Annotated in this window: 18 protein-coding genes; 7 read left to right on the forward strand and 11 right to left on the reverse strand. The window is 52.4% G+C overall.

The window, feature by feature from the left end; genetic code table 11:
* The first annotated feature begins 171 nt into the window (after positions 1-171).
* The 3 genes from EFA69_RS05905 to EFA69_RS05915 all read left to right on the forward strand — a co-directional run bounded on the left by EFA69_RS05905 (position 172) and on the right by EFA69_RS05915 (position 3,612).
* Positions 172-411, forward strand: coding sequence for a heavy-metal-associated domain-containing protein (locus EFA69_RS05905; RefSeq protein WP_123132169.1), 240 nt, complete (start codon positions 172-174; stop codon positions 409-411).
* Between the two features lie 247 nt (positions 412-658).
* On the forward strand, positions 659-1,675 hold the full coding sequence (locus EFA69_RS05910; RefSeq protein ID WP_123132170.1) for an SDR family oxidoreductase: 1,017 nt from the start codon (positions 659-661) through the stop codon (positions 1,673-1,675).
* Positions 1,676-1,938: 263 nt separating this feature from the next.
* Positions 1,939-3,612 (forward strand): M20/M25/M40 family metallo-hydrolase, encoded by a 1,674-nt coding sequence (locus EFA69_RS05915; protein ID WP_123132171.1) that lies wholly within the window; start codon positions 1,939-1,941, stop codon positions 3,610-3,612.
* A 259-nt stretch (positions 3,613-3,871) separates the two neighbouring features.
* Here the strand turns inward: EFA69_RS05915 and EFA69_RS05920 are convergent, their stop codons facing one another.
* Entirely contained in the window at positions 3,872-8,893 is a 5,022-nt protein-coding gene (locus EFA69_RS05920; protein ID WP_123132172.1) for a S8 family serine peptidase, read from the reverse strand.
* A 402-nt stretch (positions 8,894-9,295) separates the two neighbouring features.
* A complete protein-coding gene (locus tag EFA69_RS05925; RefSeq protein ID WP_123132173.1) occupies positions 9,296-11,074 on the reverse strand; it encodes an aminopeptidase P family protein in 1,779 nt (592 codons plus the stop codon).
* Between the two features lie 228 nt (positions 11,075-11,302).
* On the opposite strand from EFA69_RS05925, the gene EFA69_RS05930 reads away from it, so the two are divergent.
* Together EFA69_RS05930 and EFA69_RS05935 are read left to right on the forward strand one after the other, a co-directional pair.
* A complete protein-coding gene (locus tag EFA69_RS05930) occupies positions 11,303-11,854 on the forward strand; it encodes a hypothetical protein (protein WP_123132174.1) in 552 nt (183 codons plus the stop codon).
* Between the two features lie 157 nt (positions 11,855-12,011).
* On the forward strand, positions 12,012-12,707 hold the full coding sequence (locus EFA69_RS05935) for a ferritin-like domain-containing protein (RefSeq protein WP_123132175.1): 696 nt from the start codon (positions 12,012-12,014) through the stop codon (positions 12,705-12,707).
* Positions 12,708-12,776: 69 nt separating this feature from the next.
* Here EFA69_RS05935 and EFA69_RS05940 read toward each other — a convergent pair whose 3' ends face one another.
* The 9 genes from EFA69_RS05940 to EFA69_RS05980 form a co-directional block, all read right to left on the reverse strand.
* The gene (locus tag EFA69_RS05940) at positions 12,777-13,457 is read right to left on the reverse strand and encodes a porin family protein (protein ID WP_245964508.1); all 681 of its coding nucleotides are present in this window, start codon (positions 13,455-13,457) and stop codon (positions 12,777-12,779) included.
* 238 nt (positions 13,458-13,695) lie between these two features.
* Positions 13,696-14,187, reverse strand: a complete 492-nt coding sequence (locus tag EFA69_RS05945; protein ID WP_221175683.1) for an RlpA-like double-psi beta-barrel domain-containing protein — start codon at positions 14,185-14,187, stop codon at positions 13,696-13,698.
* A 245-nt stretch (positions 14,188-14,432) separates the two neighbouring features.
* Positions 14,433-15,356: a M20/M25/M40 family metallo-hydrolase gene (locus EFA69_RS05950; RefSeq protein ID WP_123132178.1), complete on the reverse strand. Its 924-nt coding sequence runs from the start codon at positions 15,354-15,356 to the stop codon at positions 14,433-14,435.
* 156 nt (positions 15,357-15,512) lie between these two features.
* Positions 15,513-16,439: a M48 family metalloprotease gene (locus EFA69_RS05955; RefSeq protein ID WP_123132179.1), complete on the reverse strand. Its 927-nt coding sequence runs from the start codon at positions 16,437-16,439 to the stop codon at positions 15,513-15,515.
* A 223-nt stretch (positions 16,440-16,662) separates the two neighbouring features.
* Positions 16,663-16,938, reverse strand: coding sequence for a hypothetical protein (locus EFA69_RS05960; RefSeq protein WP_123132180.1), 276 nt, complete (start codon positions 16,936-16,938; stop codon positions 16,663-16,665).
* Between the two features lie 124 nt (positions 16,939-17,062).
* Positions 17,063-17,449 (reverse strand): CZB domain-containing protein, encoded by a 387-nt coding sequence (locus tag EFA69_RS05965; protein ID WP_123132181.1) that lies wholly within the window; start codon positions 17,447-17,449, stop codon positions 17,063-17,065.
* Between the two features lie 186 nt (positions 17,450-17,635).
* Complete coding sequence (locus tag EFA69_RS05970) at positions 17,636-18,658, reverse strand: SDR family NAD(P)-dependent oxidoreductase (RefSeq protein ID WP_123132182.1); 1,023 nt, start codon at positions 18,656-18,658, stop codon at positions 17,636-17,638.
* A gap of 325 nt (positions 18,659-18,983) precedes the next feature.
* Positions 18,984-19,532 carry a hypothetical protein gene (locus EFA69_RS05975; RefSeq protein WP_123132183.1) on the reverse strand — a complete coding sequence of 183 codons (549 nt, stop codon included), beginning with the start codon at positions 19,530-19,532 and terminating at the stop codon, positions 18,984-18,986.
* A 245-nt stretch (positions 19,533-19,777) separates the two neighbouring features.
* Positions 19,778-20,320, reverse strand: coding sequence for an NUDIX domain-containing protein (locus EFA69_RS05980; RefSeq protein ID WP_123132184.1), 543 nt, complete (start codon positions 20,318-20,320; stop codon positions 19,778-19,780).
* 155 nt (positions 20,321-20,475) lie between these two features.
* On the opposite strand from EFA69_RS05980, the gene EFA69_RS05985 reads away from it, so the two are divergent.
* Positions 20,476-20,943: a DUF2059 domain-containing protein gene (locus tag EFA69_RS05985; protein ID WP_123132185.1), complete on the forward strand. Its 468-nt coding sequence runs from the start codon at positions 20,476-20,478 to the stop codon at positions 20,941-20,943.
* A 684-nt stretch (positions 20,944-21,627) separates the two neighbouring features.
* Positions 21,628-22,410, forward strand: a complete 783-nt coding sequence (locus EFA69_RS05990; RefSeq protein WP_123132186.1) for a dienelactone hydrolase family protein — start codon at positions 21,628-21,630, stop codon at positions 22,408-22,410.
* Positions 22,411-22,463 lie beyond the last annotated feature (53 nt).

Genomic DNA, 22,463 nt, shown 5'->3' on the forward strand with positions numbered 1-22,463 from the left:
GATGCCATCTACGTTTTAGGTCTAATTTTCAAAAAAGAGCCGCTAAACGAAAAGTAAGAAGGGAGCTATCTACCAAGACACCTCCCTTCTTACTTTTCAAGCTCCGCACATTGGGGCAACTTTCTATAAGCTTCGCAGGTATCTTATAAGATTCGCTTTTAAAACTTAGCCATGGAACTCCTGAAATTCAAGACCAACGTACAGAGCTCAGAACAAATAGAACAAGTGACGCCGTTCCTGGAAAAACTGCCGGGAATTGAGAACTGGAAAATAGACGTGGGCACAGAAGAGAACATCCTCAGCATTTCCGGCACCAACCTGAATCCGCAAAAGATAGAGAATGCGGTAAAAAAGGCAGGCTATACGGCAGAACTCCTGCGGGTACTGGGCATTGGTGGTCAAGGCTTATGACAGGCGGCACTTACTATGAACATATTGGAGGCGACTCAGCACGGCAAAGGCTTCCCCATTAGCGAAATCACATGGAAAGTAAACCTTATTTCTGGTCTACCGAGTTGACATATAGTTGCTTGTAAAAGCAAGAGCCACCGCATCCCATTCAGTAATAATAAGTTCTGGTTGAATCTAATACGTATTGTAGCCGTAAGAAAATAAGGAAATCAGCTTCCTCAAACTAACCATTCTCAGTTTATAAACTATGAAGTACGCATTGAAACCGCTCCACGAGCAGGTGATTGTCATAACAGGGGCATCTAGCGGCATAGGAATGGCCACTGCCCTGGCCGCCGCCAAAAAAGGCGCAAAAGTAATCCTGGCCGCCCGTAACCGCGAGGCGTTGGTAGAAGTGGAACAGCAGATCCGTAACGAGGGCGGACAGGCATTCCATTGCGTGGCCGATGTGGGCCGTAAAGAAGAAGTGCAGTGGATTGTAGACGTGGCCGTGCAGGAATGCGGCGGCTTTGACACCTGGGTAAACGATGCCGGGGTTTCTATCTACGGCCGTTTAGACGAAGTAACCGATGAAGACAACCGCCGCTTGTTTGACACCAACTTCTGGGGCATGGTCTACGGCTCACTGGCCGCCGCCCAACACCTGAAAAGCAAAGGCGGTGCCATCATCAACGTGGGCAGCGAGGTTTCAGACATTGCCATTCCGCTGCAGGGTATGTATGCCGCCAGCAAGCACGCCGTAAAAGGCTTCACCGATGCCCTGCGCGTGGAACTGATGGAAGACAAAGCTCCGGTTTCAGTGACACTCATCAAACCGGCCGGTATTGACACCCCCTACCCAGAACACGCCAAGAACTACACAGACAAAGCACTCACCCTGCCCGCGCCGGTGTACACCCCGGAAGAAGTGGCCAACGCCATTCTGGAAGCAGCCGTGCACCCTTACCGCGATATTATGGTAGGCGGTGGCGGAAAAGCCATGAGTGCCCTGAACAAGCGTTTCCCGGGCGTGATGGACTGGATCAGTTCCAAGGTGATGTCGCAGGAACAGGTGGAAGAAGGTGCGCCAGTGAACCGCGAAGGTTCCCTGCACCAGCCGTCCACCGGCGGCAAAGTGCGGGGCAACCACAAAGGCTACGTCATGAAAACCAGCCTCTACACCCGCGCCAAGACAAATCCGGTTAAAACCAGCGTCATCGCCTTGGCGGCAGGCGCTGCCGTAGTGGCCTTCATGAACAACAACAAAAAGAACGGCCATAAATAATCAGTTCTATTACCGCAGTTGAAGAAAAGGCTTTTGCTTATGGGCAAAAGCCTTTTTTCTTTGGGAAGCATCTGGCTGCAAGCATTTCTCCCTTTGCGTTTAGGGGCTGTTTTTTGAAAAAAGGCCCCTAAACGCAAAAGCTTTTCACAGTCTCCATGCCCAATGGCTCTGCATCAGACTGGGCAGTCGTTTACTTTTCTCCCCAAAATTGAGTAACCTTATTCCTCAAGAACCCAACATCAACCTTATACTTCACTACCACCATGCGTAAACGAATTCCCTTTTGGATTCTCCCCCTCGGGGTAGGGATTCTGACAGCCTGCCAATCTGGGGGCGGCAAACCTGACGCTACCTCAGAAACCAATGCCGCCGGCACCGTCACGGAAGAAAGCTACCGCACCTATGTCACCGCTTTGGCCTCTGATGACCTGGAAGGCCGCAAACCCTTCACCACCGGCGAGAAGAAAACCCTGCACTACCTGGAGGAGCAAGCCAAGGCCCTGGGGCTGGAACCCGGCAACGGCAACAGTTTCCTGCAGGAAGTGCCCATGGTGGAGATCACCTCCAACCCCGCTCCCAGCATGACCGTGAAAGGCAAGCAATCTTTTGAACTGAAAGGCCTGGAAGACTACGTGATCTGGGCCAGACGGCCCGAGGAAAATGTGACCATCAAAGACAGCGAGCTGGTGTTTGCCGGTTTCGGGATAGTGGCCCCTGAGTATAAGTGGAACGACTACGCTGGTCTAGACGTGAAAGACAAAGTGGTGGTGGTCATCGTGAGCGATCCTGGTTTCTACTCCTCAGACACCACTTTCTTCAAAGGCAAAACCATGACCTACTACGGCCGCTGGACCTACAAACTGGAGGAAGCTGCTCGTCAGGGGGCCAAAGGCTGTCTGATTGTGCATGCCACAGAACCCGCCGGCTACGGTTTTCAAGTGGTGCAGAATAACTGGAAAACCTCTAAATTCTATCTGGCCTCCGCGGGCAAAGAAGACTACCACTGCGCCATGGAAGGCTGGATCACCACCCCCGTCGCCCAGAAGCTGTTTGCCGCTGCTGGTAAAAATTACGAGACAGAACTCCAGCGGGCCGCCAAACCTGGTTTCAAAGGCAGTTCATTGGGCTTAACCGTGAGCACCGCGCTCCAGGCGAAAGTGAAGCGGGATAAATCCTACAACTTCATTGCCAAGATCACGGGCAGCAAACGGCCAGATGAAGCCATAGTCTACTCGGCACACTGGGATCACCTGGGCATTGGCAAGAAGGACGAGCAAAACGACAGCATCTACAACGGCGCCGCCGACAATGCCAGCGGAACCGCCGGGTTGCTGGCCGTAGCCAAAGCTTTCAAAAGCCAGGGACAGGCTCCGGATAGAACCGTGGTTTTCCTTTCGGTGACCGCAGAAGAACAGGGGCTGCTGGGATCTGCGTATTACGCTGAGAACCCGGTATTCAAAAAGGAGAAAACTGTGGCCAACCTCAACATGGACATGCTCAACCCCTACGGGGCCACCAAAGACATTGTGCTCATTGGCATGGGGCAGTCTGAGCTGGAGGAACTGCTGGCCGAGGAAGCGCAGAAAGCCGGCCGCTACATTGCCCGCGACCCTAACCCCGAGGCGGGTTTGTATTACCGCTCAGACCACTTCAACTTCGCCAAAACCGGGATACCGGCCTTGTTCACCGGCATGGGCACAGACCACATCAAACTAGGCAAAGCCGAAGGCGAAAAATTATTGGAAAGCTTCACCGCCAACCGTTACCACAAACCCAGCGATGAAGTAAACGAGGCCTTCAAAACAGACGGCGCCACCGCCGATCTGCAGTTGCTCTACCAGATGGGCAAACGCCTGGCTTTCTCCAATGCCTGGCCCCACTGGAAAACCGGTTCAGAATTCAAAGCCATCCGGGACCAATACCTGCCCAAACAGTAATCACTTCCCGTTTAGCGGCCGTTTTTCCAAAAAGAGCCCCTAAACGGAAAGATGCCGTTCTATAGAAAAGGGTGAGATTGTTTCCGCTTTCTCACCCTTTTCTATTTCTGATTTTGACTTCCGCGCTACTCAAACCAACATAAGGCACAGGTGCTGGTTTTGGCCAGATTCTGAAAAAACGGCCGCTAAACGGAAATGAAAAAGAGTCGCTGGGGTAAAACTCCGCGACTCTTTTTCATTTCCAGCAGAAGGTGAACGCCTATTGCAGCACTACCCTTCTCACCGTCACTTTATCTCCGTACCGCACCTTTAAAAGGTAAATACCGGCTGCCCTGTTCTGCAGGTTAAACGTCTTGCTGAAGTTCCCTCTGTACCCTTCCAGAACTTCAGTGGAAATCACCTTCCCAATAGGGTCAAACAACGCCAGCAAAACATCACCGCGCTGATCTGCCGTGAACTCTACCTTGAACTGTCCGGTGGTAGGGTTAGGGTACAGCACCAGACCTTCCACTTCCTCTAATTCATCGGCTATGCCGGTAATGGTGACATTTAACTCATCTGAGCTCAGGGTCAGGCAGGTTCCGTAACTGGTCTTCACGGTGTAAATCCCGTTTTGGGTGGCCATGTAATCTTTCTGCGTGGCCCCGGCCAAGGCAGTACCGTTAAAATACCACTGGTTGCCAACGGCCACATTGGAACTGAGCACGTTGCCGTTTCTGGAGATGGTTGGTTTAGCTGGCACCGTGGAAGACTTCAACAGCGTAGGCTGGATGTACAAGCCAACTCTGGCGTTCCATATCTCCGTAAACGGCTTCCATACATTTTGGGAGCTCAGGTTCCACGCGGTGGTTGGCGTTGTTTCCCCGTCTCGGTTGCTTAACAGGGCCACCACGTTTCCGGAAGTCTGGTTCAACACCACGCCTACGTAGAAATTACCGGTAATGGCTGCCGGGGCATCAAACACCACCTCGGTCAATCTGTCGGCATTCAAATCAGCAATTATATCAGTGATCTTTACCTGCTTGGAGGCGATGATGTTCTGCGGTGCCCCCGTGGTAGGATTGCTGTTCCAGACTGCGACCTGCACGGTGGCTGTGTTACTAGTGGCCGCAGCGTATCCAAAGGCAATCTTAGTGCTCACGATAGTGCTTCCGGTACCGGTGTAGGGGAAGAAGTTCGCTTTTGCTTTATCGCCCAGAATATTGTTTCCAACCAGATAGCCTTGCCCTTCAGAGAAGTTGTATAGCGTGAGGGTGCCCTGGAACGGTTCATTCAAAACCTCACAGGCATAGCTGACCACGGTAATGTATTTTTCCTTCACCAAGGCAGCCGAGGTTTTACCGGTAGTAGTATTCTTGGCCACCAGACTCACTTTGTAAGACCCTGGCGTATTATACGTCACAGATGGGCTGGTAGCCGTAGAAGTGGCGGGGGTACCGCCTTCAAACGTCCATTCGTAGGCGTTGGCACTGGTAGAAGTGTTGGTGAATCTCACCGCCTGCCCCACTGACACCGTGGTGGCCTCTGCCGTAAAACTTGGCGTTGGCGTTGATCCCTCCACGGTTAACGTAACCGGAATGGATTTCTTCAGGCTGGCCGGATCATTGGTGTTCACTACCACAGCTCCGGTGTAGGTTCCGTCGTTCAAATCGGCGGCATTGAAGCTCAATTGAATGTCTCTTTCTGTGTTCTTGTTGAGCGTACCCGTTACCGGGGTAGCGGTTAACCACAGCGGTGCCCCCACCGCTCTTATCCTGAAAGTACCGGTAGTATAATCTGACCAAGAAACCCCGTCTGTACTGGCATAGTTGCGGCCCGCCGAAGTCACTCTGGATGTTCCCTGCGGATGAGTCACCCCAGTGTACCGTATTACCACCCAGAAGACATCGTTCTTCACAAAGTTTAAGTGTTTCTCCAGCGGAATGGTAATAAGTCCGCCGCTTCCGGCAGACGCACTGGACGCAAATGCTTGTTCATGCAACAGTGCCCCCTCAGTAGGTTTGGTTCCCCCTTTGTAGATTCTCACCAAGATGTTCCGGTTAGCAGCGGTGGCGGTGGTATAGTAATTCTGCACCGCAGACAATCTGAAGGAAGGCTGGTCCACATTAAACTTCATCCCCACCCAGGTGGGAACATCCACAGACTGAAAACCAACGGCAGTCAAAGAAGCGGCATCTGTTTCATAACTGATCTTATTGATGCCTTCTAACTCCACCTGAACGTTGTACTCCAGTGCTGCGTCGCCGGTGTTCTGGATTTTTACGCTTTGCGTAGCCGTAGAAGCAACAGATTTAGTGATCGTCTTGCTCACTGAAGCAGGAGTTACCGCTACTACCGGCGGGCTTTGCAAAACAGCGGCAAGGGTAATTACTTTAGATGGCGTAGTAGGATCATTGGTAGCCAGCGTAAGGGTTCCGTTTAGATTTTCTTTCACGGAAGGCTTGAACGTGATACTTACTTCCTGTTCTTTGTCTGGCTGAATGGTGAGTGGCATGGCCGGGCTGAAAGAGAAATCAGTCTGCTTGGCCGAGGTTCCACCAACCGTTGCCGAAGAAATCACCAGATCTGCCACTCCATTATTTCTGATAACGATCTTCTGGGTACGGCTGGCCCCCACAAAAGCGTTTCCAAAGTCAAGACTGGTTTTATTGACCGCCACCACCGGTTGCCCCCCCGTTACCGAGATGCGCATGGGCCGGGAAATCTGCGGTTCCAGGGCATCATTGCTGTTGATAAGTAAATCTGCCGTATACTCCCCGTTCACCACCTTAGACACATCTGCCGTTACCGTCAAGGTCTGCGTCTGCCCAGAGGCGAGATTGCCGGTAGCCGGCGCCACTGACAGCCACGCGCCATTGATGGCTTTCATCTTGAAGGCCGCCAACTTGAGGAAGTCCGCCAGTGGCTGGGCATCGGCGTACGTCACTCCATTGTCTGAGCTGATAAAGTAGGTATTGGGCATCGCCCCTACATCCTCTAACCCCTGTGACACTTTTACGGTGCTTGGCATGGCTAAGGCAACCCAAAACACCTCGCCTGCCTGTAATTGCGGTGCTTGCGTAAGCGCGAACGTATAGTTGGAAATACCCGGTACAATAGTCAGATTGAACGATTGGGTAGCTATCTGCGCCGCACCTTCAGGGGTTGAACCTCCTTTTAAGATGCGCACACCAATGGTTGCAGTCTTGTTACTCGTTTCGCTGCTGTAAAGTATGCTTTGGATATGGCTCACTTGGAAACCCTGGCCTCCAGCAACAAATTTAGCGGCCACCACAAAACTCTGCCCCTCCAGGCCAACAGCATTGTCTATAGCCGGTCCGGGCTTACCGTGAAATAAAATGCTTGGTCCAGAGGTGGGCACAATGGTATTACGGTACTGCAGTTCTACATTGCCGGTGTTCGTTAGAGTAGCCTGTTGTGTGGCGGTGGTACTAACGTTGCGGTTAAGATTGAATGCCAGCGAGGTGGTAGACACCTGTGCCCTGGCTCCAGCCGCTGTCTGCGCCGATACAATGTTAGACAATGTACCATCACCGTAGAAAGACCGCGCCATTACCCCAAAGAAAAGGGTTCTCCCCGGCTCCAAGCCGGTAACCGTTAAGGTTTGGCTTGCCCCAGGGCTTCCCGGTACTAAGCTGCTTTTTGATTTGGTCGCGGCCGCAAAATTATCTGCTGTGATAGGTGAAGTAGAATATCTTACCTCGTAAAGGGTAGCCGCCGCCGTTCCGCCTACGTTGGGTGCCGTCCAGGAGAGTACCGCTGAAGTAGTCTGAACCTGACTCACCTGCAAATTGGTGATAGCACTTGGAGCCGCATTATTTTTCTGCCCCTGAATAGACTTAATCGCTTCCAGAACGTTGATGCGCCCAGCTCCTAATTTGCCTTCATATTGCGTGGTGGCTCCAATAGGGTCGGCGGTGGTACGCATGATCTGCAACACCGCCTGCGGCGTAAGGTCTGGATTTTCTGACAGCATTAAAGCCACCATTCCCGCCACCATTGGAGTTGCCATGGACGTACCGCTCATGGCGGCATAGCCACCAGAACTTCCGTCTGCTCCTACCACTGTACTTAGGATGGAAGTGCCGGGTGCCGAGATATCTACCCAGGTGCCGTAGTTGGAGAAAGTACTCTTGGCATCGTTCTGGTCTGAACTGGCCACGGCAATTACGTTCTCATAAGCCGCCGGGTAATGCTTTTCGTCCACATTATCGTTACCAGCGGCGGCCACAAACACCACTCCGTTGGCGGTGGCATCATTGATTGCTTTCTGGTAGGTCTGGCTCGTCCCGGCTCCCCCAAACGACATGCTGATGACCCGCGCGCCCTGCTCAATGGCATAGAGCATGCCTTGCAGGCCATGTGAAATGCTCTCAGTGTTCTGCGTATAATCACTGGTGGCCTTTACCCCGAAAATGCTAATCTTATTATTACTTACCGCGGCAATACCTTCACTGTTGTTCACCACAGCCCCGGCAACCCCTGCACAGTGCGTACCATGGGAAAACACCATAGGCCCCGCCTTATTCTCTCCTGCTGAGGGCGGACGGGTATCATTGTCATTGTCTACCACATCAAAGCTTTTGCCAAGGTTGATGTTGGCATTGAGGTCTGGGTGCGTGTACAATAAGCCATCATCTACAATGGCCACCAGCGTTTTCTGGGTGCCTGTATGCAATGCAAACGCATCAATAGCCTTTATTTTGTTTAGGTAGTACTGCCCGTTATTCGTGAATCTGGGGTCGTTAGGACTGTCAAACAGGACGTAATAAGGTACCCGCTCCGCGTATTCCACCTCCGGAAGTTGGTTCAGTTCCTGAAGCATCTGCGCCAACTCCTGCGTCTTGCTTACTTCCACCTCATAGGTATTGCGTATAGAAGGCAACTTGGCGTTCTCCTTCAGCGCTTCCACTCGGTTAGGATTGAACTTGCGCAGCGCCGCACTCACCTTGTCTGGTGCCGTTTGAAATGCTTTCCTCTGATTGGCGCTGCTCTTGTTGTTAGAATAGGTTTGGAGTCTGGCGCTGGAGTTCTTCAGCTTTACAAAAATCCTATCGGGCCAATAGGCAGGTTGGCCACCGCTAGTTCGTACCCGTTGCCCCCCGTCTATTGAAAGAATGGACTGCTTTGTATTGCTGCCGAAGGCTGGCGCAAACGGACTAACCTTGGCAGATTTACTCACCGGCACCGGTATAGACTGGTAATTGGGCAACACAGACGTCTGCCCCATTGCCGACCACCAGAACGGCATTAACGCTAAGAGAAGTAAAAGTTTCTTCATACCTGAATTTGAAGGAAGAATGAGGGACGAGATTTGGGTGCAAAAGTGATCTAGCTGCCCAAGAACAGGTTTCCTACTTATAAGATTAGATTAAATGGAGATATAACTAAATTCCTGTATAAGTTACTGCAATTTTCTGAGACGAGCGCGGAATTGCCAGATTTTTTACAACTTCCCACACGTCTGTAATTCCAACTCTTTTCTCTACACCAGACCTTTTTCCCTTATACAAAGTTCCTATAAATCAGTCCTCAAGTAACTGAATTCTTATTAGGCATATTGACTTTGGCCAAATAGCTTCTTTCTGTTTAGCGCCTAATTTTACAAAAACAGGCGCTAAACGCACGGGGCGGCATCTCTTCTACAGAAATGCCGCCCCGCGTTTTTAAAATAAAGTACTTCTTATATAGCTTTTGCCTTCCCTTTAAGCCACACAAGCTCCTCCTCTGTAAGATGTGGTTCTAATTTCGCCACTACCTGCTGGTTGTAGTCATTTAGCCATTGGACATGGTGCGGCTCCAGCAAATCTTTTTGAACGGGGTCGGTATCAATGAGAAACTGGGTGAGGGTTTCAAAGGTATAGAATTCCCCAAACTCATTCTTCTCATCTGGAACGGTTAACACCAGGTTCTCAATTCTAATGCCATAGCGGCCCGGGCGGTACAGCCCAGGTTCCACCGAGGTGATCATGCCCAGCTCAATGTCAATAGGAGTAGGCGTTGGATTAAAGACATGCGGTCCTTCGTGTACATTCAGGAAGAACCCAACGCCGTGGCCGGTGCCATGCCCGTAATTGCGGGCGTGGTCCCAGAGCGGCTTGCGGGTGATGGCATCAATCTGATAGCCGCGGGTACCTTTGGGGAAACGGGCCGTGGAGCCGTCAATCATGCCTTTCAGCACCAGAGTATAATCTATTTTCTCTTCCTCCGTGAGGTTGCCCAAGGAAATAACCCGGGTAATATCAGTGGTGCCGGTCTGGTACTGCCCGCCGGAATCCAGCAGGAACAGGCCTTCGGGTTGGAGAGCCACGTTGCTTTCTGGGGTGGCTTTGTAGTGCGGCAGAGCTCCATGCGCACGGTAACCGGCAATGGTATCAAAGCTCTCGCCCACAAAACCCTCTTGCTCGGCTCTGAAACTGTATAATTTCTCCGCAGCAGATATCTCCGTAATCTCGGTTTGCCCCAGGTTTTCCTCCAGCCATTTGAAGAAACGGGTGAGGGCCACTCCGTCCTTTACCATAGTGGTACGGGTGTGCGCCGCCTCCACTTCATTCTTCACGGCCTTGAAATGGGTAGTAGGGTTTGTTTCCTGCACTACCCCTATGCCTGCGGGCAGTTGCTCAAAAATGGTTTGGCATGTGCGCTTGGGGTCCAGGAGAACAGTGGTGCTGGCTGGCAGTTCTGCCAATGCCTGAGAAACGGCTTCATAAGGCGCTAGTGTCACGCCCGCCTTTTCCAGCCGGTTCTGGTCCTGCGCACTTAATTTGTCTGAATCAATGAACAGAACCGTTTTAGCCTCCTGTAGCAGGGCAAAGCTTAACACTACCGGATTGGCTTTCACATCGCTCCCGCGCAGGTTGAAGAGCCAGGCAATGTCATCCAGGGAAGAAATTAAGTGGGCGTTTGTGTGGGTTTCCAGCAAGGCGGCCCGTACGGCGCTGAGCTTCTCCTCCAGTGATTTACCGGTTATGCTCTCATCAAGGAGAAAGGCTGGGGCAGTGGGCAAAGCGGGTTTATCTTGCCAAACCGCATTCAGGTAATCACGGTCAGAGGCTAACTGAATGCCGCGGCCGCCCAACTGCTGCTGTAACAACTGCGCCAACTGCAAAGACATGAGCCGACCGTCAAAGGCTACGGTTTCCCCGTTTTTGAGCCGGCTGGCCAGCCATTGGATGTACTCCGGGGCGTGCTGCACGTTCAGCTTCACCAATTCAAAACCGGAACCCGCCAACTGCTCTTGGGCCTGCTCAAAGTAACGGGCATCGGTCCAAAGTCCGGCAAAATCAAGCGTGATCACCAAGGTACCCGCGGAACCGGTAAAGCCCGAGGCAAACGCGATGCATTTGTAATGGTCCGGTACATACTCACTAATGTGCGGATCTGCGGAGGGAATGATGTACGCGCTCACCCCCTGTTCTTTCATCTGTTGCCGTATACCGGCTAATCTATCTAAGTGGCTCATGTTTTCTTACGTTCTTGCGCGGCCAAATTACAATTTTAATAGAAGTGCGCCTGAAACAAACGCCAACAGAAGGTCCAATTTCTGGCAACTGCACACTGCCGTACCGCAACTAGCTATATTCTTGTGGCTTTATGGGTTCAATTGCTAACAATGCCGTACTTTTGCTAAAGTTTTGAGACCCAATGGTTCCCATTCTTTCTTTGTGATTCATACTTCAGGATTAAAAACATGCCCGTTCCCTCCGCTGACTTCAAGCAGGCGTTGAAAAAATTAAGTGAAAAAGAGAAGGAAGCGTTGATTTTGCGTTTGGTGCGCAAAGACGCCGAGGCCTATGACGCGCTTTCCTTTGAGTTGCTGGAAAGCGTCACGCTGGAAAGCCTCTTTGAGCGCAGTTCAGAAACCATCCATGATATTCTGTTCACCGTCTCAGGCCGAAGTCTGAGCAAAGCCCTGAGCCGGGGCCTCAAGAAAGCCACCCAGGAAATTGCCCGCTACCAGCGCATCACCAAAGACCGCAAAGGCGAGGTTGAACTGCACATCTATACCCTCCAGCTCATCTTTGATAATTTCACGGGCCAGTTTGAGAGCATCTACAAAGGCTTTTATGTAGCCACCGCCCGTCTGGTACTCCGCACCATGTCACTCATCCAGAAATACTTGCATGAAGATTACCACCTGGAGTACCAGGACACGCTCAACGCCTTCCTCACCGATCTGAATGGCCGCAGCAAACGCCGCCAGCTGCCCTTTAACCTGCCCTGGCAGTTTGAATTGGCGTAAGGGCCACGTTGCGTTTAGGGGCTGTTTTTCCAAAAACAGCCCCTAAACGCAACGCTTAAAATCTGTGCTTACGGCGCAGTGAAGGCACAATCCGTATTTTTCCTAAACCTGGCACGGCGGTTCACGTTCATAAAAGCTTAAAAACCTAAACCGAACTATGTCAGCAAACGAGAACAAAAAAGTCGTGGAAGTTCTAAGGGAACTGAACGAGTTTGTACATGACGGGCTGGAAGGCTATGAGCGCGCCGCCCGCGAGAGCAAAGACCAGTTACGCCAAGATATCTACCGCAAATTTTCCCAGCAGCGCCTGGCCTTCGCCAATGAACTGAACCAAATCATCCAGCGCTACGGCGGCACCCCAGAGCATGACACCACCAACAAAGGAAAGCTCTACCGCCAGTGGATGGATTTTAAAGCTGCCCTCACCGGCAACGATGAAGCCGCCATTCTGGGTTCTAACATCTACGGCGAGGAGTGGGCGCAGAAAGCATACCGCGATGCGCTGGATAATGAGTTGCCCTATGACGTGAGAGGTGTTATTCTGCGCCAGCGCGAAGCCTCTACAGATGTGCTCCAGCGTCTGCACCAAATACGCGAAAACGCCACCGGACCCAACGCCCCTACCGGCACTGAAACCGACGACTCCATTGTACCGGCTGCCGTTAGAACCAACCTCACGCTCAAGACGGCGCTTTATGCCGCCGGGGCCGCCGCGGGCGCAGCCTTGGTGTACGCCTTGATCACCAAAAGAATTCCTACAGACCGCCTCATGGCCTCTGTCTCCAACCTTACCAAAGGCAGAACAGGGTCTAACGGAAAAACGGCTAGCCAAAGCAAAAAAGCGAACCAGTAGCAAAAAAAAACGGCGGACAATGTCCGCCGTTTTTCCCTCATCCTATAACACATTCACTATAACTACTCTTTAGAATCTGTACCCCACAGAGGCTTTGAACCCGTGGTTGTAAGATTTGTAACTTTGGTTGTCATCTATGGTGGTTAGGCCCATGTCATAACTGCCGCCTACGTTAAATCCGTTCTGGAACTGATACCCCGCTCCGGCGGTAAGCCCCACATCTACCTTGCGCTGGCCGTTCTCCCAGTCAAAGTCTGAGTTGTAAGCCGAGAACCCGAAAGCCCCCGCATCTACATTCACTTTGTTGGACACCAGGAACGATACCTGCGGACCGGCAAACAAATTGAATCCTTCGCCCACGTACACTCTGGCTACTAAAGGCACATCAATGTATTCTGCTTTGTTGGTGAGGGTCACTTTGGCGTTCGTGATACTCCCCACATCTCCGGGAACGCGTCCTTCCAGCACCATGCCTTTCTGCGAGTACTGCACTCCTGGTTCAAATTCTATGCCATTGGCCACCGGAATGCTCAGGTACGCTCCAGCATGGAAGCCCTGACGCATTTTAGTTTTCACGTTGCCGTTGGTGTATTCCAGCAGGTCCCCGAAGCTTTTCACCGTCTCCCCTTGCCAGCCGGTCACGCTGTACCCGGCTCTGACGCCTACTCGTACGCCGCCGTTCCCTTGGGCGAATCCCTGGGTGATGAGCCCTGCCAGCAGAACTACCACCATTAGTAATGACTTTTTCATATCGCTTGCTTTTTCTCTTTGTAGCTTGTAGCCCTGTGGGCTTGTGTTTGGCATAAATGGAAAAACCGTGCCAAAATCACTTCCCTCAGTTCCAAGAAAAAACAGACCCTCGCGCAAAACCTTCGAAAAACCTTGTCTTTCAACATATTACCTCTATAAAAATCCTCTCCGAAAAATCTATAAAACAGAAAGGCCTCCCTTTTAGAGGGGAGGCCTTTCTGTTTTATGAGTGAAAAAATTATAGCTTCGTGAGCTTTACGTCTTCCCAATACCCATTGATCTGGTCATTGGGACCTACCAGAATATCTACCCGGTTACGGATGCGGCGGTGCATGGCATCTCTTACCACATAGACGCCATCTAGCTGCTTGGAAATACCTTCCACTTTCACAGAATCGCCGTAGGCAATGTGGCCGCCCCAGCGCGACAGCAGATTTCTGGACAAAGCCAGCCAGCGGTGTTCTCGGGGATTGCGTTCATTGATGCGCGAACCGTCTGCCGTAATGAACGGGTCTTCGTCGGTTTGGGCTTCCTCCGGGAAATAGACGGAGGCGGAGACGTTGATGTGCCTGACTTCTTCAGCCTCGGCGGGTTTGGGTGCTGGTTTAATGACCAGCGGATGATGCTCCAGGGCGGGCATGGCGGGTGCCTGCGTAGTTGAGCCCGAGATCTCTTTCAAAAATGGGAGAATGATTAAAAGTAATAGTCCATACGTTTGATTTTTGACCATGCTTTCGTTGTTGGTGAAACATCGGTTTAGCTTTGGTCTTAAACGAATTATATTTTACAGGGTTACCACCCTTAAAATAATACAAAATCAACAAACAGGCAAAACATCAACCCGCTCGCCCAAAAAAAAGTAGCCAAGGCAGCGCGTACCAAGGGCAATAGAAAACCAGAAATGCGTTTAGAGGCTCTTTTTCCAAAACCAGCGCCAAACCGGAAGCAAGCCCAAACAGCGCCTGAAGGCTACTTTTATACCGGCAACTGTTTGTCCAGCACTTCTACCGCCCGCTTAATGGTTTCTACGGCTTTGAGGTAAAACGCCTGGTGAATGTTCTGGAACTCATCGGTTTCCTGGTGGTAATGCGGGTGGTCTTCTACCCCGAAATAAAGGAACGGAATCTTGGCTCGGTGAAAACTGCCGTGGTCAGACTGCATAGTCCAGTCATCAGGGCCCTGCTCCGGACGGTCATGCCCGAAACGGAGGTTCAGGCCTTCGGGCACCTTCACCTGCTCCAGCAGCGGCTTGAAAGCCGGATGATGGTAGGTGCCGGACACATACAGCTCATTCTTAGCCGAGATGCTCACCATGTCCAGGTTCACGTTGAGCAGAATACGCTCCGCCGCGAAGGGTAAATTAGCCACAAACGCCTTGGAACCCTGCAGGCCCTGCTCTTCGGCATCAAAGGCCACAAACACCAGCGTGTGCTGCGGTCTCTGCTTCTGAAAGTGGGTGGCAAGGGCCAGAATGGCGCCAATGCCAGACGCGTCATCATCGGCACCGTTGTAGATTTTTCCGTTGCGGGTACCCACGTGGTCATAGTGGGCGGTAATCACCATCACTTTCTCAGATTTACCCGGCACCATGCCCACCAGATTCATGCCAGGCTGCGGTGTGCTGCTGTTGCGTGCGGTAAACGTGAACGGATGCTGGTACTCTTTGCCCACCGGCTTCAGGCCGATGCTCTGGAAACGCTGCAAAAGATAATGCTGGGCCTTGGCGTGGCCGGGCGTATTGGGCAAACGTCCGCCCATGGAATCGGCGGCTAGAATCTCCACATCGCGCAGGGCCTGGTCGGGCTGCTTGTACACCTCTTGGGCGCAGGAGGAAAAACTGAGCAGACAGGCGCAGGCCGAAGCCAGCCGCAGGGCAGAAAACGAGGCGAAACGGTTCATGACCAAAAGGTACGGCAAAAAAAGGAATCTTGTATGCCCCTGCGCGCTCAGGTCTGGTTTGGAGCTAATTCTGGAAAAACGGCCGCTAAATGCAAAACAAAACCGCCACCCTCAAAAGGAAGGTGGCGGCAAAGAATGTATAGAGCTGTTTTAGTCTTACGCGGTGGTCAAAACCCCAACGCGTCTTCCCTCTTCATTGAGCAGCAAACCGTCTGTACTCACGAACAGGTAAGAGAAGTAGCGGCTTTCCAGCACGTAAGGGAACCTGCTGCTGTTGGTTTTCTGCAGTTTGCCAATCACCTCCACACCGCTTTCAGTTTCGCGCACCAGGTTGTAGGAAGTAGTTACGTAGATGCGTTCCTGCGGGGCACTCTGCAATTTGACCTGGCGCAGAATCTGCTGACCGGCTATTTTGGAACGGCTGGCGGTTGTTCTGGTAGCCACGGCCCTGGTTGAGGACGAGGTGTCTGGTAATTTTGCGTTAGCCACGGTGCGGTTGGGCGTAGGGGCTTTGGCACTGGCCAGAATCTGCTCCTGCGCATTGCGCCAGCCCTGGCTGATGGCCGTTAACCTGGAGCTTCTGCCCGGGTGGGTGTAAGAATCTTCCTCGTCTGCCAATGCTTTGATAGCGGCCTGTGCCTCACTTAAACTGGCGCCCATCTTGCGCAGCACGAAACCGGAGAACTCATCGGCCTCCAGTTCATCTTGCTGGTTGCTTCCTCCTTTGGAAAGCGTGTGCCCGTTGAGGTGGTGTCCTATCTCGTGCGCCAGAATGCTCACACCGGCCCAGTCTGTTCTCAAGGCGTTGTTCAGGGAGTTCACAAACTGCTCATTATACAGAATGTAGCGCTGCCCGTTCAGGATCACCGCCGCGGCGTTGGGCACGTTGGCCGCCCGCACCTCAAACCGAGGCTTGAGGCCTACCACGTCAATGATCTCTTTGATGATATCTCTGGCTCCTACCGCGGTGGGTGCCGCGTACATTGCCGCCGCCCCGGCCTTCGGCTCAGCCACTGCCGACGAGGGTACCGCCGCTCCGGTCAGAAACAAACCGGTAAGAACTGATAAAAGAACCTTTTTCATATGTTTTTCCTATAGTCTTATAACAGAAGAAAACGCCCATAGATTCAACGGATAAAGTGTTAAATCATTGCGTACTATCCTTATAGCAAGTTCTCTGCCAATTTTGGAAAAATGGCCGCTAAACGCCTCTTGTCAGGCAGGGATTCTGAAATAAATTTTAAGTTCCGGATTAGACGTAAAAAAGCCCCTCAGGGTAATTCTGAAGGGCTTTTTTCTAAGGTCTTTAGTAGTTATTTTCCTGGTTGGCGTCGCCGTCATTGTTGTCGCGCTCGTCAATGGTGTTGTCGGCGCCGGTTTTCTCGGTGCCCATGAAGTTCTCGTCTTGCTTGGAGGAGTCGTAGCCTGTCATGGTGCGGCGGTAGCTGTCATTGTCACTCACGCTCTGGCGGGTGTTGGAGGACTGCTTGCCCTGGTTCATGGTGTTGGCCGAGTTGTTCTCTGAGTCGGCAGAGCGGTTGGTTTCGTCTGCGTTGCTGGTGTTATTTATTTTGTCTGGCATAACCTTTTGCTTTAGTGAAACACGCCCCCCAATTCTGAATGAGGGGTCTCTGTTCTTGTACTAAAGCCGGGGCAAAAGGTTCTTGGAGAGATGCATGTTTGGGCTGCCACCCTCGCCCATTTATTTACAAAATGGTTTTGCGCTCTATTACATCCAGCAAGTAAAGGAGTTTCTCGGCGGTCTCGTCTACCTGGTCCAGACCTTTCAGGGCGGCTTCCTGGTTGCCGGCCTGGTACTGCTGCCACAGACGGCGGGCAATCACGTGCATGTCATTGTGCACTTTCTCCAGTTCTTTCACTTCGGGCATGTGCCCAATTTTAGGCATGGCCACGTCATAGATCCATTTGCCCAGGGAACAGTCTGTGGTGGACGTCACCGGTTCTGCATTGATATTGGCGCCAAACAGCAACGCGCGCAGCTTTGACTTGAACAACACGTGTTTGATACGGGCCTGCTCAAAATCAAGCTTCTGGATGCTATCCGTATAAATTTTTTCCTCTTTCAGATTCATTCTCTAAGGACTGAGCACTTCATGTTCTGCCCAATCTATCCCTTCAACAGTCAAAGATAGACCAAAAGTTTAGGGTTTGACGGTTTATTTTGTCTACTGCCCCCCTTCCGTTGAGGGGCCGTTTTTGGAAAAACGGCCCCTCAACGGAAATAGTATTCAATATTGCCTATATTTAATAATCATCCCTTATAGCTCGTTGTTTTCTTGGGCAGCTTTTTGGTTGGGGGCATTCAGCACGGAGCGGGTCAGGTTGGTTTCGCTCTCATACCCCCGCACCCGTTCTTTTCCTATGCCGCCGGGCCCGGGCAGAAAATGGTTGACCAGACCCAGAATATCCGTTACCGTACCGGGGAACAGGCCGTGGAAGATGCTGGCCAGTTTGGCGTTGAGGCCCAGGGTAACTTCGGCTTCGCCGAAACGGCAGGCATCCAGAATCTTACGGGCGGCGTCATCGGCGGCCAGGGAAATCATGGGGTTGGCGTCCAGCAGCGCGAAGGCGGTGTATTCTTTCTCGTTCTGCCCTTTCAGGAATGCGTTGCGGGCGCTGCCGGTGCGCATGAGCCCCGGGTTAATGGTAGTCACCAGCACATTGTCTTTGAGCAGCTCGGCCCGGAACCCCTCAGACATGCCCACCAGCGCGAACTTGCTGCCGCTGTAGGGCACCAGATGCGGCACGCTCACCTTACCGCCAATAGACGCGATGTTCACAATGCGGCCTTCGCCGCGGGCTTTCATCTCCGGGATAACCTCCAGCATGGTGTAGAGCGAGGCCCAGTAATGGATGTCCATGGCTTCTCTGAAATCTTCTACCTGCATCTCCTCCAGCGGCCCCGCCGAGATGACCCCGGCATTGTTGATGAGTACTTCCACCGGCCCCAGTTCGTCTTTGATCTCTTTGATCATGGCCTGTACCTGCGCCCGGTCACTCACGTCACAGTTGAAGGCGAGCACCGTGGCTCCCCCGGCAGACAATTCAGCGCGGGCGGCGTCCAGTTGATGTTTGGTACGGGAGCAGATGGCAAGTTTAGCGCCCTGTTCGGCCAGCATGCGGGCCAGCACCAGCCCCAGGCCGCGGCTGCCGCCGGTAATGAGCACCGTGCGGTCTTTAAAGGAGAATTCGCGTTTCTGACGGACCAGCGACCGGTATGCCAATAAGGCCCCCAGTCCGGCCCCGGCCAGCAATAGGTTTTTCTTTGTCTTTTTTTCCATGGTTCTATTTTTTCAGTTTCTTGGGATAAGCAAGAATCCTATGCCGCACGCTCCGGAGAATAAACCAGAAAGGGGGCAATCTGTTTAGGCTTCTTCCTGGGGCAAGGGCGTAATTCTGTTTGTTTGGTTAAGAAGTGACGCTTGGTGGACTACGCTGCAAGGCGCATCTGCCCGCTATGGTACACCCCGTCTTTCTACGGAAATTCTGATGAAGCTGCTATCTGGCTAGAATGCGTTTAGGGGCTGTTTTTCCTAAAACGGCCCCTAAACAGAAAGGCCTGCCTCCTTTATGGGGAGACAGGCCTTTCTGTTTTTGATGGATCGGTTAGTTGTGTCTGGCACCTCTACCCGCTACGTCTGGATCATTGTTATCGTCTTTGCCGCCTTTGTTGGGCGAATATTTGTGGTCATCGGGGTCTCCGCCGTGGCCGGCATGTCCGCTGCTACGGCCGCCGCCGGTTCCGTCGTTGCCGTTGTGATTCCCTTTGAACCCGCTGTGGCTATCGCCTAAACCGCCGGCGTGGGTGCCGTAGCCGGTGTCTTTGTCGCTTTCGGCGTCATGTTTGGCCTGTTTGCTATCGCCGGAAGGCACTTTGCCCATTCCCTGGGCCTCGCCGTACCCGCCGCCCCGGCGGCCCAGCACATCGCCACCGCCGTTTTTATCGTCGTGGGCCTGGCCGTCGTCTACGTTACCGCCCGCATCGTTCACGTCTAAATGCCCCTGGGAGTCATAGTTGGCGGTGTTGCCGCCTTCGGCTTTGGTACCGTAGTTATGATCTGCGAACGTTCCGTCGCCTCTGTTTCCGTCCTGGCTGTTATTGGAACCGGAGCCGCTCATTTGCGGAGTGCCCTGGTCTTTATTTTGCTCTTCCATAGTCTGGTTAGGTTATAGGTTGATGTATAAACTAGTGTTCCTGTTTACGGGCGGAAGCAGGCAGAGTTAATTATGTGGCTAAATTAAGGCCAATGTTGTGCTTCTTTTGGGCTGTGGGGTAATTTATTCCTGTCCGTTGGAGCAATTCCCTTGTTTGTGTTTAGGGGCCGTTTTTGGAAAAACAGCCCCTAAACGCAAAACGGAAAGAATAGTAAACCTCATGGCCGGCACAGAAGCACTTGCCTTTACCTTTGCTCGCGGGTGAGTTTGGGCAGCAGGTTGGCTTTGGCCCATTCTACCGCCAGCAGGGTTTTACCGTCAATGAAGGAATAGGAAGCCAGTTCCGCTGGGCTGAGGGCCAGGGTGGTGATGGACTCATTTTCCTCGTCTTTGCCGCCGCCCTCGCCGGTTTTGCGGCTCACCTCGGCGTAGAACAGGTAAATTTTCTCTGAGAAAGCCCCCGGCGAAGGATAGAATTCATAGAGCGGCTGCAGTTGGTCTACGGCATAGCCAATTTCCTCCTCTATCTCGCGGGTGATGGCTTCCTCGGGCTTCTCGTCTTCGCTGTCCAGCATGCCGGCCACGGTCTCCACCAGGTCCTGCTCAATGGCGGGCCGGTACTGCTTGGCGAAGATGAATTTCTGCTGCCGGGTGTCATAGACCAGCGCGGTGGCAGCCTTACCGGTCTGGAAGACCTCGCGCTTGAATTCTTCCCCCTGGTCTTGCACAGTATACACCTGCAGGCGGTAATGTCCCTGGTAAACGGTGTCTTTCTTGGTTATTCTCATGGAAAATGGCTAATATTGGTTACAGTTAACAAGCTTGGTTCTCTTTGGCTCCTACGCAGGTCTATTCTGGTGGTTAGGAATCAGCCCCGCCCCGGCGGGAACAGACGCTTCCGTGCCTAATACCTGTAGTTTACGTTTCACTTTTTATCCCTCTTATGAAAAAATCACTTATTCTGTGGGTGTTCCTGCTGCTGGTGTCAGTAGGCGGTGCCATGGCACAAACGCAACCCCAGGCCCAAAGCAGCCACTACAAAGCAGCTGAGGCCATGCTGGTAGCCATGGGAACCCCGAAGGCCACCAATGACAACGTGCAGGAGATGCTCACCATGCAAATGGAGCAAGTACCGGCCATGAAAGCCGCCGAAGTGGAAGTACGTTCTTTTTTCGCGAAATACATGAACTGGGATGCCATCAAAGATGACATGATCAAGCTGTACATGGAAGAGTTCACCGAGAAAGAACTGAAAGACATGACCGCGTTTTACAGCTCGCCCACCGGAAAAAAACTGGCCCAGAAACAAGGTACGCTGGCCATGCGCAGCACCAAAATTGGCCAGGACAAAATCACCCCGCACATGATGGAACTGGAAGAAGCCATCAAGAAGAAAATGCAGGGCGAATAACTCCCCAAACACCCAATTGACGTTTTGTCTCTTGGTATAGAAAAAGCCTTTGCCCAGCCGGCAAAGGCTTTTTTGTTTTCATTCGGTTATTTACCCTGTCCTCTCCTTGCTGGCTTGCCCAATCCCGAGCTACAGAGCAGATAACCTACAGAAATAGAGCAAATTACTTTTAGGTAAATCCCTCAAAACCAGAAACTAAAAGCGCATGAACAGCCTTCTCTGCTTATCTATCCCTTTCATTCAGAAGCCTCTATGCGTTCTTTCCTTCTCTTTCCGGCATTAATCTGCCTGCTAAAGCAAGCACGTCAGCCGCGCAGTTCAGCTTAGAGACGTTACGCGTGTCTGTAGACAGCAGCTTCCACCAGAACCCACCCACCCGAGCACCGGAGCTATTTAAGCAGAAAAGCCTCTATTGTGCTACCATCAATTGAAAGGGAATTTCACCAACCGCAGCTGTTTAGTGTCACCTAGCTGGCAGCACGGACAAACTGGAGTGAGCGCCTCCCTGCAATTTTAGCCTCCGCTGGTTCCCCGAAGGAAAGCAGAGTTGCTGAAACATTTAAGAGGTACCTGGGTTTTCTCCCGTACAGAACCACTTCACGTTTGTTTACCCGTTGCCCAACCGGCCTAAAATAAACGAAAGAACAGCGACGCTGCCTTCACGTACAACTTCTTAAAACTGCAATGAAAAAGCACTACTTCCTTCTGATTCTTTTCCTGATGGCACACCTGAGCACGCAAGCCCAACAGATTAAAACCCAACTGGTGGAGTACAAAGAAGGCACCACCACCCTGGAAGGCTTCATGGCTTATGACGCCTCTAAGAAAGGCAAACGCCCGGCCGTGCTGGTGGTGCATGAATGGACCGGCATCAATGACTACACCAAGAAACGCTGCGAACAGCTGGCCCAAATGGGGTACGTTGCCTTCGCGGCCGATATCTACGGCAAAGGCATACGCCCGCAGTCTTCGCAGCAGGCCGGGGCCGAGGCCGGGAAATACAAAAACAACGTGCCCCTGCTCCGCAGCCGCGTTGCTGCCGCACTTGCCCAGCTAAAGAAACAGCCCAACGTAGATGCTTCCAAAGTAGCCGCCATTGGGTATTGCTTTGGCGGCACCACCGTGCTGGAACTGGCCCGTAGCGGTGCCGATGTAGCCGGGGTAGTCAGCTTCCACGGTGGTTTGGGTACGCCCAATCCGGCCGATGCCGCCAACATCAAAGCCAAAGTACTGGTAGCCCACGGTGCTGTGGATCCCTTCGTGCCCAAAGCGGAGTTGGACGGCTTCCTGAAAGAAATGAACGATGCCAACGTAGATTACCAATTCATCGCCTACAGCAACGCCGTTCACTCGTTCACCAACCCGGAAGCCGGGAATGACAACAGCAAAGGAGCCGCCTACAACGCCGCCGCTGACCGCCGCTCCTGGGAAGCCATGAAACAGTTCTTCGCTGAAATATTTAAATAAGAAGCTCAGGACGTTTTTACTAGAACTTGGCCGCTTTCCTGTGGGCAGGCACT

Source organism: Rufibacter immobilis (assembly GCF_003721565.1).
Taxonomy (GTDB): Bacteria; Bacteroidota; Bacteroidia; order Cytophagales; family Hymenobacteraceae; genus Nibribacter; species Nibribacter immobilis.